The sequence below is a fragment of the Conexibacter stalactiti genome (genome assembly GCF_033542075.1).
GTDB classification, from domain to species: domain Bacteria; phylum Actinomycetota; class Thermoleophilia; order Solirubrobacterales; family Solirubrobacteraceae; genus Conexibacter; species Conexibacter stalactiti.
Map to the genome: position 1 here is coordinate 1 of NZ_JAWSTH010000047.1, position 14,989 is coordinate 14,989.

A 14,989-nucleotide genomic window follows, 5' to 3' on the forward strand; every position below is an offset into this window, starting at 1 on the left:
CGCGGCCGCGCGCCTCTCCCTCGACCGCGCCCGCGCCGCCTCGGCCGCCCGCGACCGGCTGCTCGGCGACCCGCGCGTGACCGAGATCGACGTCGCCGGCCTGCGCGCCGCGACCGCCCCGCCGGCCGCCGCCTTCAACGGCGCCCGCCCGCACGGCGACACCGTCGCGGTCACCGCGGTCGACGCGGATGGCCGCGCGGTGACGCTGATCCAGTCCGTCTACCAGACCTTCGGCGCCGGCCTGCTGGAGCCCCAGACCGGGATCGTGCTGCACAACCGCGGCAGCGCCTTCAGCCTCGTCCCGGGCCACCCCGGCGCGCTCGCGCCCGGCGCGCGCCCGCCGCACACGCTCTGCCCCGCGCTGGTCGAGACCGCGGACGGGACCGTCGTCGCGCTCGGCTGCCAGGGCGGCCGCGCGCAGCCGCAGGTGCTGGCGCAGCTCGCCGCCGACGTGACAGACCCCGCCAGCGATCTCCAAAGCGCGATCGCACGCGGCCGCTGGGTCGTCGGCGCGCGCGACATGGACCGCGCGCGCGAGACCGTGCTCGCCGAGCCCGGCGCGGTCGCGCCCGACGGCGAGGCGGCCGACGCCGGCGTCGCCTTCGAACGGCTCGACACCTTCACCGGCCTGGCCGGCCACGTGCAGGCCGCCCGCCTCTCCCCCGACGGCGCGCAGGCAGCCGCCGCCGACCCGCGCGCCGACGGCGCCGCGCTGACATTGACCACAGACGACGAAACCGAGGCCACTCCGTCATGAGCACCCTCGCCCCCGGCTCCGGTCGCCCGACCGCCTCCGCGCACGCGCTCGATCCGCTGACGCCGGCCGAGATGGCCGCCGTCGTCGCCGCCGTGCGCGCCGACGAACGCGTCGGCGAGCCGCTGCGCTTCCCCTGCGTGACGCTCGACGAGCATGCCGCCCGCAACGGCGAGCGGCGCGCCGAGGCGATCGTGCGCGACGCCGGCGCGAGACGCTCGTGGAACATCTCGGTCGCGCTCGACGGCGAGACGGCGACCGCCGACCGCTGGAGCGACATCGGCGACGAGCAGCCGGCGATCACGCCGCACGAGTCGCGCCTGCTGAGCGCCGCCTGCCGCGAGCACCCCGACTTCATCGCCGGCCTCGCCAAGCGCGGCATCACCGACCCCTCGCTGACGATGGTCGACGCCGAGTCGATGGGCGGCTTCGTGCCGGAGCGCTACAGAGGGCGCCGCGTCGCCTGGGGCGCCACCTGGCATCGCGAGGACCTCGCCGACAACGGCTACGCCCGCCCGGTCGAGGGCCTGATCCCGATCGTCGACCTCGACACGCTCGAGATCCTCGAGATCGAGGACCACGGCGTGATCAGAATGGCGAGCGAGCGCGGCACCTTCGCCGAGGGCGAGTGGGGCGCGCCGCGCCCCGGCCTGCAGCCGCTGGAGGTCGAGCAGGCCGAGGGCCCGTCGTTCGACGTCGACGGCTGGAGAGTCGACTGGCAGGGCTGGAGCCTGCGCGTCGGCTTCGACCACCGCGAGGGCCTCGTCCTGCACGACATCACCTTCGAGCACGGCGGCAGAACGCGCCCGGTGCTGCAGCGCGCCGCCGTCAACGAGATGTACGTGCCGTACCTCGACCCGACCGCGACGCAGTACCGCAAGAACTTCTTCGACTGGGGCGAGTACAGCGCCGGCGTGATGACCAACTCGCTGGAGCTGGGCTGCGACTGCCTCGGGCTGATCCACTACTTCGACACCGCGGTCGTCGACGGCGACGGCTCGGTGCGCGAGCTGCCGCACGCGATCTGCATGCACGAGGAGGACCACGGGATCGCCTGGAAGCACACGAACACGCGCACCGGCGAGGTCGAGGTGCGGCGCTCGCGGCGTCTGGTGATCTCGACCTTCGTGACGGTCGCCAACTACGACTACGGCTTCTTCTGGTCGCTCTACCAGGACGGCGCGATCGAGCTGGAGATCAAGCTCACCGGCATCCTCTCCGCCGCCGGCATCGCCGACGGCGAGACTCCCCTGCACGGCCGCATGGTCGCCCCCAACGTGCAGGCCGCCACGCACCAGCACTACTTCTCCGTGCGCATGGACACGGCCGTCGACGGCCCGCTCAACCGCATCTCCGAGATCCACGCCGAGGCCGAGCCGGACCCGGCGAAGGACCCGTACGGCAACGCCGTCCGCGCCGTCCGCACGGTGCTCGCGAGCGAGTCGCAGGCCGCCAGACGCAACGACCCCTCGCGCGCGGCCTTCTGGCGCGTCGAGAGCGACAGCGAGACCAACCGCTACGGCGAGCCGACCGCCTACCGCCTGCACGTCGACTCGACCGCGACGCCGTTCGCGCGGCCGCACTCGGTCTCCGGCCGCCGCGCGCCCTTCACCGAGCAGCACGTGTGGGCGACCAAGCGCACGCCGAACGAGCGCTACGTCGGCGGCGAGTACCCCAACCAGGCCGAGCCCGGCGCCGACGGCATCCACGTCTGGCAGCAGGCCGACCGCTCGCTCGACCCGGCCGAGCTGGTCGTCTGGGCGACCGTCGGCACGCACCACTTCCCGCGCCCGGAGGACTGGCCGGTGATGCCGGTCGCGCGCGGCCACCTGCGCTTCGAGCCCGACGGCTTCTTCGACCGCAACCCCGCGCTCGACCTCGCCCGCCCGGCCCCCGCCGCCGGCCACTGCGCGAAGGGCTGCCACTGATGTCAGCCGTGCTGCCCGAGCTGCCGGTCTTCCCCGACCTGACGCCGATGTCGATCGCCGGCGCCGCCGTCGCCGGCAGCGGCGGCGAGACGATCGCCGTGATCGACCCCGCGACCGAGCAGGTGCTGACGCACGTGCCGCAGGCGACGCAGACCGAGGTCGACGCGGCCGTCGCGGCCGCGACAGCCGCCCACCGCGACGGCCGCTGGCGCAGGCTGCCGGCGACCGACCGCCGCGACATCCTGCAACGGCTCGCCGAGCTGGTCGACGGCGCCGCCGAGGAGCTGGCGGTGCTGGAGACGCTCGACAACGGCAAGCCGATCGAGCGGGCGCGCGGCGACGTCGCGCTCGGCCTCGCCGCGCTGCGCCACTTCGCCGGCGCCCCGACGCGCCTGACCGGCACCGTCGCGGCGCCGCAGCCGGGCCGCCACGCCTACGTCGTGCGCGAGCCGGCCGGCGTCGTCGCGGCCGTGCTGCCGTGGAACTTCCCCTTCATGATCGCCTGCTGGAAGCTGGCGCCGGCGCTCGCGGCCGGCTGCCCGGTCGTGATCAAGCCGGCCGAGCAGACGCCTTTGAGCGCACTCCGACTTGCCGCTCTCTGCGCCGAGGCCGGGATCCCCGAGGGGGTCGTCTCGGTGCTGACCGGCGACGGCCGCACCGGCGCCGCGCTGGTCGAGCACCCCGACGTCGCGAAGATCACCTTCACCGGCTCGACCGAGGTCGGCCGCGCGGTGATGGCCGCCGCCGCGCCGGCCGTCAAGCACGTGACGCTGGAGCTGGGCGGCAAGTCGCCGCAGATCATCTTCGCCGACGCCGACCTCGACGCCGCGATCCCGAACGCGATCCGCGGCGTCTTCGGCCACTCCGGCCAGATGTGCACCGCCGGCAGCCGCCTGATGGTGCAGTCCTCGATCGCCGACGAGGCGCGCGAGCGACTCGCCGACGCCGTGCAGAGACTGAAGGTCGGCCCCGGCTTCGCCGGCATGGTCAACGTCGGCCCGCTCGTCTCCGCCGAGCAGCGCGAGCGCGTCGCCGGCTACGTCGAGATCGGCAGAGCCGAGGGCGCGCACGTGATCGCGACCGGCGACCAGCCCGACGGCCCCGGCTACTACGTGCCGCCGGTCCTCTTCGGCGGGATGACGCCGGGGATGCGGATCGCGCGCGAGGAGATCTTCGGCCCGGTCGTCGGCGTGATGGAGTTCGCCGACGAGGCCGAGGCGCTCGCGCTCGCCAACGACTCGGCGTACGGCCTCGCGGCCGGGGTCTGGACGCGCGACCTCTCCCGTGCCCACCGGATGGCCGCCGAGCTGGAGGCCGGCATGATCTGGATCAACACCTACAACGCCTTCGACGCCGCGATCCCCTTCGGCGGCGTCAAGCAGTCCGGCCTCGGCCGGGACCTCGGCGACGCCGCGGTCGAATCCTTCACCGAGCTCAAGAGCGTGACGATCGCCCTGTGACCCGCATCGACGTCGACATCGAACGGGCGCGCACGCCCGGCGTGGGCAACGCCCACCACCTCAACGCGGCCGGCGCCGCGCTGCCGACCGCCCGCACCCTCGCGGCCGTCACCGAGCAGCTGCAGCTGGAGTCGCGGATCGGCGGCTACGAGGCCGCCCACGCCGTCCGGCCGCGGCTGGACGCGCTCTACCCGCTCGCCGCCGGCATGCTCGGCGCCCGTGCGGACGAGATCGCGTTCGCCGAGAGCGCGACGGTCGCCTGGCAACGGGCGATCGACGCGCTGCGGCTCGGCCCCGGTGACCGCGTGATCGTCTCGCGCTCGGGCTACGTCTCCTGCGCGCTGCAACTGCTGACGCTGGAGCGCGAGCGCGGCGTCGTGCTGGAGCTGCTGCCGGTCGATCCGGCGACCGGCGCGCTCGACCTCGACGCGCTCGCGGCGACGCTCTCCGACGGCCCCGCCGCGCTGCTGATCGTCACGCACGTGCCGACCTCCTCCGGGCTGGTCGAGCCGGTCGCGGCGGCCGGCGCGCTCGCGCGCGCCCACGGCGTGCCGTACTTCGTCGACGCCGTCCAGTCGGCCGGGCAGCTGAGGGTCGACGTCGAGCAGCTCGGCTGCGACGTGCTCGTGGCGACCGGCCGCAAGTACCTGCGCGGCCCGCGCGGCACCGGGATCCTCTACGTCCGCCGTGCGCTGCTGGAGCGGCTGGCGCCGACGGCGCCCGACGTGCGCGGCGCCGTCTGGACCGAGGATCACGACTTCACGCTCGCCGACGCGGCGCGCCGCTTCGAGACGTGGGAGACCTCCCATGCCGTGCGGCTCGGCCTCGGCGTCGCGCTGGCGGAGCTGGACGCGCTGGGGATCGACGCGATCGAGGAGCACCTGACCGCGCTCTCGGCCCGCCTGCGCGGCGAGCTGTCGGCGCTGCCCGGCGTCCGCCTCGCCGACCCGCCGGCCGGCACCTCCGCGATCGTCACCTTCACCGTCGACGGCCTGCCCGCGAGGGAGGTCGCCGCACGGCTGGCCGAACGCGGCGTCCAGCTCGTCAGCGTGCCGGCCGAGCACGGCCGCTGGGACCTTGCGGAGCGCGAGCTGCCGGCCGTCGTGCGCGCCGGCCTGCACGTCTACACCGACGACGGCGACCTGCTCGCGCTGCGCGACGGCGTCGCCGCGCTGGCCGGCTCAGGCGTCGCGCCGGGCGCCTCCGCCGCGCAGCTCGGCGGCCTGCCGCTGGAGGCCGGCGGCGCCAACGGGTCGGTGCCGCTCGCCGGCACGCCCGACCCGGTCCCGCCGACCGCCGGCACGCCGCTGGCGCGCGCGCCCGGCCCGCCGGTCGAGTCGGTCGACGCGATAGTCGTCGGGCTCGGCGCGCACGGCAGCGCCGCCGCCCGCGCGCTCGCCGAGCGCGGCATGAAGGTCGTCGCGCTGGAGCGGTTCCGCCTCGGCCACGACCGCGGCTCCTCGCACGGCGAGAGCCGGATGATCCGGCGCGCCTACCCGAACCCCGTCTGGGACCCGCTCGTCGAGCGCGCCTACGACGCCTGGGCGCGGCTGGAGGAGGCGACCGGCGAGCGGCTGATGGAGCGCACCGGCGGCATGTTCGCGCGGCCGGCCGGCGCGGAGGAATCGCTGCGCGGCCCCGGCTGCACGGTGCTCGACGCGGCCGGCATCAACGCGATCTTCCCCGCGATCGAGCTGGGCGACGAGCTGGAGGGCCTGTACGACCCCGCTGCCGGCCTGCTGCACGCCGATCGCTCGATCGCCGCGCTGCAACTGCTCGCGCGCCGTTCTGGCGCGCGCCTGCGCGAGGCCGATCCGATGGTCGCGTGGGCGGCCGACGGCGACGGCGTGCGGGTCGACTCGATGCGCGGCCGGCTGCGCGCGGAGCGGCTGATCGTGACCGCCGGGGCGTGGGTGCCGGCGCTGGTGCCGCAGCTGGCGCTGGAGCAGCGCGTCGTGCGGATCGTCAACGTCTACATGGAGCCGCGCGACGCGTCGCTGGTGGCGCCGCCGAAGCTCGGCTGCTTCTCCTTCGACCTGCCGATCGGGCTCGTCTACGGCGTCGCTCCGCTGCGCGGGCGGGGCGTCAAGGTCGGCCTCGACGACGGCCGCGACGTCGACCCCGACGCGCCGAAGCAGCCGCTGACGGAGGCCGAGATCGCCGAGCTGACCGGTGTGGCGGCGAAGTACCTGCCGGCCGCCGCGGGCCCGGTCCAGTCGACGCTGACCTGCCTCTACGCGGTCACCCCCGACCGCCGCTTCGCCGTCGGCGCGCTGCCGGAGCTGCCGCAGGTGCTGGTCGCCTCGGCCTGCTCGGGCCACGGCTTCAAGTTCGCCCCGGCCCTGGGCGACGCCCTGGCCGACATGACGGCCGGAGTCGAGCGCCCCGACCTCGACTTCATCAGCCCCGCCCGCCTCACCGCCCCCGCCCCGCACTGAGCGCGCGGTGCAGGTCTGCTGCTGCCTCGCAGCAGCAGACCTGCACCGCTCAGGACGGCTACGCCTGGAAGACGGTGGTGGAGCGTTCTTCGTACCAGCGCGCGAGCTGCTCGCCGGCGTCGATCACGTGGCGGTGCATCGCGTCGCGCGCGGCGGCGGCGTCGCCGCGCTCCAGCGCGTCGATGATCTCGTCGTGCTCGCGCACGGTCTCTCTGCGCGCGTTCGGATCCTCCGCCAGCACGAGCGCCAGCACGTTGCGCGGGAACGACTCGTTGATCTGGTTGATCATCCGGCCGAGCCACGGGTTGCGCGCGGCCTCGTGGATGATCGTGTGGATCTCGTCGTTGGCGGAGGTCGTCGGAGCGGTCACGCCGGCCTGCACGCGCGGGCGCGCTCTCTGCGACGCTCTGCGCATCGTCTCGTTCGCTCTGCGCAGGGCGGCGAGCTGCTGATCGGAGAGGCGCGTGGCGGCGCGCTCGGCGGCCAGCCCCTCCAGCTCCGCGCGGACCTCGTGCGCGGCGCGCACCTCCCACGGCGACGGAACCCGCACGACGGCGCCGCGGTTGGGCACGACCGTGATCAGGCCGCCCATCTGCAGTTGGCGCAGCGCCTCGCGCACGGGCGTGCGGCTGACGCCGAACTCGGTCGCCAGCGCCGCCTGGCGCAACTGCGCCCCGATCGGGATCTCACCGGTCATGATCCGCTGGCGGATCCGCTCCGCGAGGTCGTCGACCAGCGCTTGCGCTGGCTGCTGGCTGGGTTCGTTGGTCGTCGTCGCCATCGTTCGCGTCACCCCCTGGTCAAGGCTGGATCCGATCCGCTGATCGGCGGATCCCGTCCAGAAATGTACCCGACCATCAGGACGCGGACGCCGCCGCCGTGTCGGCAGATCGTGACAGATTGGATCCACTTGACGATGTTCGGGATCCCCCGTACGATCGACACCATGTCCGCCGACGCCCCCATCGCCACCCCGCTCGCGCTCGTCGTCGTCGACGTCCAGGGCGGTCCTGGCGTCGACAGTCCCGGCATCGCGCACACCGACGGCAAGGACGTGCGCCGCCAGCGCATCGTCGACCTCGTCAACGACGCGCGCGCTCACGACGTGCCGGTGATCTTCATCCAAGAGGTGCACAAGCCCTCGCTCGTCGACATCGGCCGCGAGCTCGACGGCGACGAGGGGCCGCACTGCGTCGAGGGCGAGCCGACGACCGAGCTGGTCCCCGGCCTCGTCCCCGGCCCGAACGAGTTCCTGATCCGCAAGCGCCGCTACTCGGCCTTCTTCGCGACCGAGCTGGACCTCGTGCTGCGCTCCTACGGCGCCAGAACAGTCGCGCTCGTCGGCGGTCTGACCGACGTCTGCATCCACTACACCGCCGTCGACGCGCATCAGCACGACTACCACCTGCGCGTCGCCGTCGACGCTGTCGGCGGCTCCTCGACCGACGCCCACGACGCCGCGCTCAGAGCGATCCACTACCTCCAGCGCGACGCGCTGACGACCGCCGCCGCGCTCAGCGAGGCGTTCGCCGCCGGCGTCGGCGAGGGCAGAGGCGCATTCGTCCACCCGGCGGCCGCCGAGGCCGCGCGATGAGCCGCGCCGACCGTGCCTGACATCACCGCGATCGAGCGGGCCGACGTCGAGATCGACGCCGTCGCGCTGGAGCGGGCGTTCGCACTCGCGATCAGCGGCGAGCCGGCGCTGCCGCGCGACATGCGCGCGTGGCTGACGACGACGCTCGCCGACGAGCCGTGGCCGCAGATCATGGGCGACGTGATCGAGCGCGGCGCGCCGAGCGGGGTCGTGCTCGTGGGCGGTCGCGAGATCGCCTCCTGGGGCGACGCCGACCGCGTCGAGATGTGCTTCTCGCTGGCGAAGTCGGCGCTCTCGACCGTCGCCGGGATCGCCTGGGCCGACGGTCTCCTGACCGACCTCGACGCGCCCTTCCTCGACGCCGTCCCGCAGCTCGAGCCGCTCGTCCGCTCCGGCACCGGCAACGACCCCTACGCCGCGCGCGCGATCACGTGGCGTCACCTGCTGACGCAGTCCAGCGACTGGCGCGGCGAGCTGTTCGGCGTGCCGTGGTGGGCCGACCCGCAGGGCAGACAGCGCCCGGACGCGCCCGTGCTCGGCCCCGGCGCGCGCTTCTCGTACAACGACATCCGCACCAACCTCTGCTCGCTGGCGCTGACGCACCTGCTCGGCGAGTCGGTCGAGCAGGTCTTCCGCACGCGCGTCTTCGACCCGATCGGCGTCGGCTCCGACTGGAGCTGGCGCGGCCTGCGGCAGATGCGCGACACGCTCCCCGGCGGGCGCGAGGTGCCGGTCGTGACCGGCGGCAGCCACTGGGGCGGCGGCTGGTGGTGCTCGGCGCGCGACCTCGCCCGCTACGGCCTGCTGCACCTGCGCGACGGCGACTGGGAGGGCACGCGCGTGCTGCCCGCCGAGTGGTGCCGGCTGCAGCGCGAGCCGAGCGCGCTGCGCCCCGCCTACGGCCTGATGTGGTGGCTCAACGAGCTGGACGAGTACCCCGGCGCCGGGCTGCGCGGCTTCGCCGCCCACGGCACCGGCGAGCAGCTCGTCTGGTGCGATCCGGAGCGCGACCTCGTCGCCGTTATCCGCTGGGCGCGCGAGCCGCTGCCGATCCTCGCGGCGCTGACCGAGGCGGTCCCCGCAATCCCCCAGGAGTCTGATCCGACATGACCGGCGCCCCGCTGATGGCCGAGATGACTTGGCCGGAGATCGACGCCGCCGCGCGCGCCGGCGCGGTCGCGCTGTGGTCGGTCGGCTCGACCGAGCAGCACGGCCCGCACCTGCCGGTCTCGGTCGACCATCTGCTGCCGGTCGAGCTGTCGAAGCGGATCGCGCAGCGCGTCCACTGCGTGATCCCGCCGCCGCAGCCGTTCGGCAACCGCAGCCACCCGCTCTCCGGCGGCGGCCAGGGCTTCCCCGGCACGACCTCCCTGCGCGCCGGGACCCTGATCCAGGTGATCCGCGACGTCGTCGCCGAGCTGGCGCGCACCGGCTTCACGCGGATCGCGCTGATCAACTGGCATGCCGAGAACGTCAACCTGCTCTACGAGGGCGTCGAGCTGGCACGCGAGCTGGGCGGGATGGACGACGTGACGGTGATGGTGATCGACCGCGTCTGGGCGTCGTTCGGCGAGGGCGAGCTGGACTACCTCTTCGCCGACGCCGAGGGCTTCCCCGGCTGGGCGGCCGAGCACGCCGCGATCGTCGAGACGAGCCTGATGCAGGCGCTGCGGCCCGATCTCGTGCGCCACGAGCTGATCGCTGACGACCAGTCGGCCGAGCGCCCCTTCTACGAGCTGCTGCCGGCGCCGCCGAGCCACATCGCGCTCAGCGGCGTGCTGGCGCCGGCGACGAAGGCGTCAGTCGCGAAGGGCGAGAGATTGGCGGGCATGCTGGTCGACAACCTCGCCGCGGGGCTGGTCGAAGGCCTCGGCGTGCCGCTCGTCGCGCCCGCCTCGCAGGCCACCTGCGACCGCCTTCACTGCCTGCTGCTCGGCTGGGAGTCGGCGCCGGAGTGGGTCTCGCTGGAGGGCGGCTCCAGAACGATCGTGAGACTGCCGATCATCGGGATCCTCGCCCACACGCCGGCCGGCTGGCTGCTGCTCGAATCGGGCGTCGAGCTGGCGCCGTTCGCCGGCCTGCCGCTCGACACGCCGCATCCGATCTGGCGCGCCGGGCTGCCCGAGCAGCCCTACGACGGCGACAGCGGCGACCCGCTGCTGGCGCAGCTGGAGCGCGTCGGCGTCGGGCTCGACGAGCTGGCCGGGGTCGCGCTCTCGCACCTCCACCTCGACCACACCGGCGGCCTGCACCACTTCCGCGAGCGCGGGATCCCGGTCTGGATCCAGCGGCGCGAGCTGGCGTTCGCGCGGCGTGCCGCGGCGCCGGGCGAGGAGGCCGGCCGCGCCTTCTACGAGACGGAGCTGAACGGCCTCGACTGGCGGCTGCTCGACGGCGACGGCGAGATCCTCCCCGGCGTCGAGGCGATCTCGACCCCCGGCCACGCGCCAGGACACATGTCCTACCGCGTGCGGATGGCCGAATCGGGCACGTGGATCTTCGCCGTCGACGCGATCGACCTGCAGCAGGGGATCGACGAGGGCCGCCCGATCGGCAGCTCGGTCGCGCCGATCGACGCGCCGCTGCGGCGGCTCTCGCACGAGCGGCTGGTGACGCTGTCGGGCGCCGAGGGCGCGCGCCTGGTGCCCGGCCACTGTCCCGACACCTGGCCCGCGCTCGCAGCCGATCCGGCCGGCTTCCGCTAGCGGCGCGCGCAGATGCAGCTCGGCCTCTTCCTCACGACCTTCCACCCGCCGTCGCGCCCGGTCCCGGACGCGCTCGAATGGGATCTGGAGGTGCTGCGACGGGCCGACGCGCTCGGCTTCGCGGAGGCGTGGTTCGGCGAGCACTACACGCTCGGCTGGGAGCCGCTGTCGACGCCCGACCTGCTGATCGCGATGGCGCTGCGCGAGACGAGAACGATCAAGCTCGGCCCGGCCGCCCACCTGCTGCCCTACCACCACCCCGTCAACCTCGCGCAGCGGATCGCCTGGCTCGACCAGGTCGCGCAGGGGCGCTACATGGTCGCGTTCGGCGCCGGCAGCTTCGCGCCCGACCAGCAGCTGTTCGCGACCGGCGGCGCGGCCGCCAACGGCGCGATGGCGCGCGAGTCGCAGGAGATCATGCTCGGGCTGTGGGAGGCGTGGTCTCGTGGCGAGCCGTTCAGGTACGAAGGCGCGCACTGGAGCGTCGACTCGCCGGCCTTCTCGGATGTCTTCCACGGCCCGCACGCGAGACCGTTCAGCGGCACGCGCCCAGAGATCGCCGTCGTCGGCGCGAGCCCCAGATCGGAGTCGCTGCGGCGCGCCGGCGCGCAGGGCTTCATCCCGATGACGGTCGTCCACAGCCGCGACTACGCCGCCGCCCACTGGGACGTCTACGAAGATGGCGCCCGCTCGGCGGGCCTCGCGCCCAGCCGCGACGTCTGGCGCCTCTCGCACCCGCTGTTCGTCGCCGACAGCGACGCGGCGGCGTGGGACGCGAGCGTCGGCGGCGCGATGGGTGACACCTACCGCGAGTGGATCCTGCCCTACGCCGAGGCGAACGGCCGCCTCGTCCACTTCGCCCCCGCGCTCGCCGCCTCCGGCCAGCCGATCACGACCGAGCTGCTGGCCGAGAAGAGATGGCTGATCGGCTCGCCCGAGACCGTCGCCGACGGGATCGTCTCGCTGTACGAGGAGACCGGCGGCTTCGGCACGCTGCTGGCGAGCGTCTACGACTACGCCGACGACCCGGCGCCCTACCTGCGCTCGCTCGAGCTGCTGGCGACCGAGGTGCTGCCGCGCGTGCACGCGCGGATCGGTTTCACCCCCGCGACGAAGGCCGCCTGATGCTGATCGACTCCCACCTGCACATCTACCGCGAGCGCGAGATCGGCGTGCGCGCGAAGGCCGACTACCCGATCGTCGAGTACGGCTCCAAGGCAGACGTCACCTACAGCGAACGCGGTGGCGACGCGGCCGACGCGCTCGCCGCGATCGCCGAGGCCGGCGTCGCGTACGCGGCGGTCCTGAACGTCTTCCTGATGCACGCGATGCCGCAGCCGGCCGAGGGGCTGCTGTGGCCGGCCGAGCCCCCGCATGCGGACCGCGCGGCCGACCTCGCCGACCTCAACGCGTGGCTCTGCGACCTCGCCGCCGAGCATCCGGTGCTGCTGCCGTTCCTGACCGTCCACCCCGGCGTGATGACGGCGGCCGAGACGGCCGACCACGTGCGCGCGCTGGCGGCGCGCGGGACCGGCTCCGGCGCCGGCCGCGCGCGCGGGATCAAGCTGCACACGGTCGCGCAGCGGTTCATGCCGTACGACCCGGGGCTCGACGCGCTGTGGGAGCTGTGCAGCGACGAGAGGCTGCCGGTGATCGCGCACTGCGGCCCCGACAGGCTGAACACGGGCTGGGCGACGCCGGAGGCATTCGCGCCCCTGATCGAGCGCCACCCGCGCCTGCCGCTCGTGCTCGCCCACCTCGGCGGCGGCGACTTCGAGCGGATCGCCGCGCTCGCCGCCCGCTACCCGCAGCTGCGCTTCGACCTCTCCGAGATCGTCTCGTGGGTCGGCGGCACCAACGCCCCCGCCGACCTCGCCGCGCTGTCGGCGCTGGTGCGCGAGATCGGGCCCGAGCGCGTGATGGCCGGCTCCGACTTCCCCTGGTACGAGCCGGCGTGGGTGATCGACGCGGTCGAGGCGATGCCGGCGTTGTCACGCAGCGAGCGCGACGCGATCCTCGGCCTGACGGCGGCCGAGCTGTTCGGCGTCGCGGGGTAGCGGCGCGCGGCGCCGCCGCAGCCCGCGTCCCCGTCGCCGCCTAGCCTCTCTCCTCCGCCAGCGTGTGCGCGACGAGCGCGTTGGCGTGGCCGTGGCCGAGCCCGTGCTCTGCCTTCAGCCAGTTCACCAGCTCCATGTGTCTGCGGAGGTCGGAGGCGCGGATCAGCGCCTTCCACTCCTCGATCGGGCGGCCGTATCTCTGCTCGATCGAGGGGAAGTACGACGCCGGGCCCTTCACTGTTCTCGTGGTCATGTCGCGAAGACTGCCCGGCGCCGCGGAACTCATCGCTTGACCGTCAGCACCACGCTCTTCGGCGCGCTCGTGTTGCCGGCGGCGTCGGCGGCGGTGACGGTGAAGCGCCAGCGGGCCGGGGCCAGGCGCGGGGTGACGAGGCGGAAGACGCCGTCGGCGGTTCGTCTCGCGGCGGCCCGTCTGGCCCCGCGGCAGCGCTTGCCGCGGGCGCCCTTCGGGCAGCCGCTGAGCCGCTGGTAGCTGACGGTCGCGCGCTTCACCGGGCCGGCGAGGTCGCTCGCGCTGATCGTCAGCGTGCAGCGCCGTCTGGCGCAGGCGCGGCGGGTCACGTCGGCGGTCGGCGGGACGATGTCAGCCGGCGGGTTCGGCGTGCCGCTTCTCGGCGGCGTGCCGACGCTCGGCAGCCTGCTGCCACCGCCGCCGGGCGGGTTCACACCGCCGCCACCGCCGCCACCACCACCACCGCCGCCGCCGGGCGGGGGCGTCTGCGGCCCCTGCACCGGCCCGATCGCTCTCGCCTGCAGCTCGCGCGCGCCGCCGGCGTTGACGCCGCGCACGATGCACGTGACGATCCGGCCTCTGAGCGCGTCGGCGAGCGCGAGCGTCGGCGCCGTCCCCTCGACGCGGACGTCGGAGATCTCCCCGGCGCCGTCGACGAACGCGCTCAGCCAGGTGACGCTCTGCTGCTGCGCCGGCAGCGTCCACCGCGCGCCGTCGCAGGTGAGCGTCTCGCGAACGGCCGGCGTGCCGGCGATCGCCGGCGGCGCCACAGGCTCCAGCCGCGCCGGCGGGTTCGGGTCGGTCGCGCGCGCGTTGAGGTCGGCGCTCGAGAGCTTCGTGTAGATGCCGGGGAAGTCGGGGTCGGCGCAGCCGCGGCCGAAGGAGACGACGCCGATCAGCAGATCGGCGCTCAGCGGCCCCGACATCCGCGCCAGCGGCCCGCCCGAGTCGCCCTGGCAGGTGTCGATCGGTCCGCCGGCGTCGCTGCCGCCGGCGCAGATCATCAGCGCCGGCACGAAGCCGTCGCCGTAGCCGCCGCACTGCGCGTCGGGGTGGACGCCGATCTCGGCGAGCTGGAGCAGGTCGGGCTGCTGGCCGCCTTCGGTGAAGGGATCCATGTCGCCCCAGCCGGAGATGAAGGCGCCGTCGCCGATCACGTCGGTGCCGGCCGGCACGACCGGCAGGCCCGTGATCGTCGGACCGTCGAGCGTCAGCGCGTGGTCGAGCGTCAGGATCGCGAGGTCGTTGCGGTAGGCGGCGTCGAAGCCGGGATGCGACGTGATCGCCGTCACGCCGGCCGCCTCCGCCCCGGCCTCCGGGGTCTCGCGCGAGACGAAGCCCGCGACGACCGCCAGCTCCCCGGCGTCGGAGTCGTCGACGCAGTGCGCGGCGGTGATCACGTGCGTCGCGTCGCGCACGGTCGCGCCGCAGAAGACGCCGAACGGCAGCGTGATCTGCCCGTTCTCGTTCAGCCGCACCAGCGCCGCCTGCCACGGGATTCTGGCTGCGCCTCTGGGGTTGACGATCCGCGCGCCGCCGCCCGGCGTCGCGGCCGCGCCGGCGTTCGGCGCGGCGAGGGCGAGGGCGGCGGCGAGCGCGCCCACGAGCGCGATCACCGACAGCAGCCGGCGCGCGACCCGCGCGGCGCGGGCGCTGCCGATCGCGCGGGCGATGACGCCGCGCGGGGCCTCCCTCGGGTTCTCGATCGACATGACGGCTCCTGGACGGTTCGGTGACGTGGTGGACGGCGGATCCTTCCGCCGCCGGGCCGCGCCGCCAACCGGGGGAACCCCTGGACGT

The 14,989-nt window shown here is 74.5% G+C and carries 12 protein-coding genes; 9 read left to right on the top strand and 3 right to left on the bottom strand.

All coding sequences use genetic code 11. The features are described from left to right. The 4 genes from R7226_RS17210 to solA all read left to right on the top strand — a co-directional run. Positions 1-757: gamma-glutamyltransferase (locus R7226_RS17210; protein ID WP_318598464.1), on the top strand; the 757-nt coding region annotated here is incomplete at its 5' end. Further along, positions 754-2,682: a primary-amine oxidase gene (locus tag R7226_RS17215; protein ID WP_318598465.1), complete on the top strand. Its 1,929-nt coding sequence runs from the start codon at positions 754-756 to the stop codon at positions 2,680-2,682. The genes R7226_RS17210 and R7226_RS17215, both read left to right, overlap by 4 nt. Continuing rightward, complete coding sequence (locus tag R7226_RS17220; protein ID WP_318598466.1) at positions 2,682-4,142, top strand: aldehyde dehydrogenase family protein; 1,461 nt, start codon at positions 2,682-2,684, stop codon at positions 4,140-4,142. The genes R7226_RS17215 and R7226_RS17220 overlap by 1 nt, the downstream gene beginning before the upstream one ends. Next, positions 4,139-6,580 (top strand): N-methyl-L-tryptophan oxidase, encoded by a 2,442-nt coding sequence (gene solA, locus R7226_RS17225; RefSeq protein WP_318598467.1) that lies wholly within the window; start codon positions 4,139-4,141, stop codon positions 6,578-6,580. Before R7226_RS17220 ends, solA begins: the two co-directional genes overlap by 4 nt. Before the next feature lie 58 nt (positions 6,581-6,638). Here the strand turns inward: solA and R7226_RS17230 are convergent, their stop codons facing one another. Then, positions 6,639-7,373: a GntR family transcriptional regulator gene (locus R7226_RS17230; protein ID WP_318598468.1), complete on the bottom strand. Its 735-nt coding sequence runs from the start codon at positions 7,371-7,373 to the stop codon at positions 6,639-6,641. A gap of 153 nt (positions 7,374-7,526) precedes the next feature. Between R7226_RS17230 and R7226_RS17235 the strand changes: the two genes are divergently transcribed. Genes R7226_RS17235 through R7226_RS17255 form a run of 5 tightly spaced genes read left to right on the top strand, consistent with a single transcriptional unit; the run spans position 7,527 to position 12,936 of the window. Then, positions 7,527-8,174, top strand: a complete 648-nt coding sequence (locus tag R7226_RS17235) for a cysteine hydrolase family protein (protein ID WP_318598469.1) — start codon at positions 7,527-7,529, stop codon at positions 8,172-8,174. Between the two features lie 12 nt (positions 8,175-8,186). Beyond that, on the top strand, positions 8,187-9,284 hold the full coding sequence (locus tag R7226_RS17240; RefSeq protein ID WP_318598470.1) for a serine hydrolase domain-containing protein: 1,098 nt from the start codon (positions 8,187-8,189) through the stop codon (positions 9,282-9,284). Further along, entirely contained in the window at positions 9,281-10,879 is a 1,599-nt protein-coding gene (locus R7226_RS17245; RefSeq protein WP_318598471.1) for a creatininase, read from the top strand. The genes R7226_RS17240 and R7226_RS17245 overlap by 4 nt, the downstream gene beginning before the upstream one ends. A gap of 12 nt (positions 10,880-10,891) precedes the next feature. Further along, entirely contained in the window at positions 10,892-12,004 is a 1,113-nt protein-coding gene (locus tag R7226_RS17250) for an LLM class flavin-dependent oxidoreductase (protein ID WP_318598472.1), read from the top strand. Continuing rightward, positions 12,004-12,936 (top strand): amidohydrolase family protein, encoded by a 933-nt coding sequence (locus R7226_RS17255; RefSeq protein ID WP_318598473.1) that lies wholly within the window; start codon positions 12,004-12,006, stop codon positions 12,934-12,936. Before R7226_RS17250 ends, R7226_RS17255 begins: the two co-directional genes overlap by 1 nt. A gap of 40 nt (positions 12,937-12,976) precedes the next feature. Here R7226_RS17255 and R7226_RS17260 read toward each other — a convergent pair whose 3' ends face one another. Both R7226_RS17260 and R7226_RS17265 read right to left on the bottom strand, forming a co-directional pair. Then, complete coding sequence (locus R7226_RS17260; RefSeq protein ID WP_318598474.1) at positions 12,977-13,189, bottom strand: DUF4287 domain-containing protein; 213 nt, start codon at positions 13,187-13,189, stop codon at positions 12,977-12,979. A 29-nt stretch (positions 13,190-13,218) separates the two neighbouring features. Continuing rightward, entirely contained in the window at positions 13,219-14,901 is a 1,683-nt protein-coding gene (locus tag R7226_RS17265) for a serine protease (protein ID WP_318598475.1), read from the bottom strand. Between the last annotated feature and the right edge of the window lie 88 nt (positions 14,902-14,989).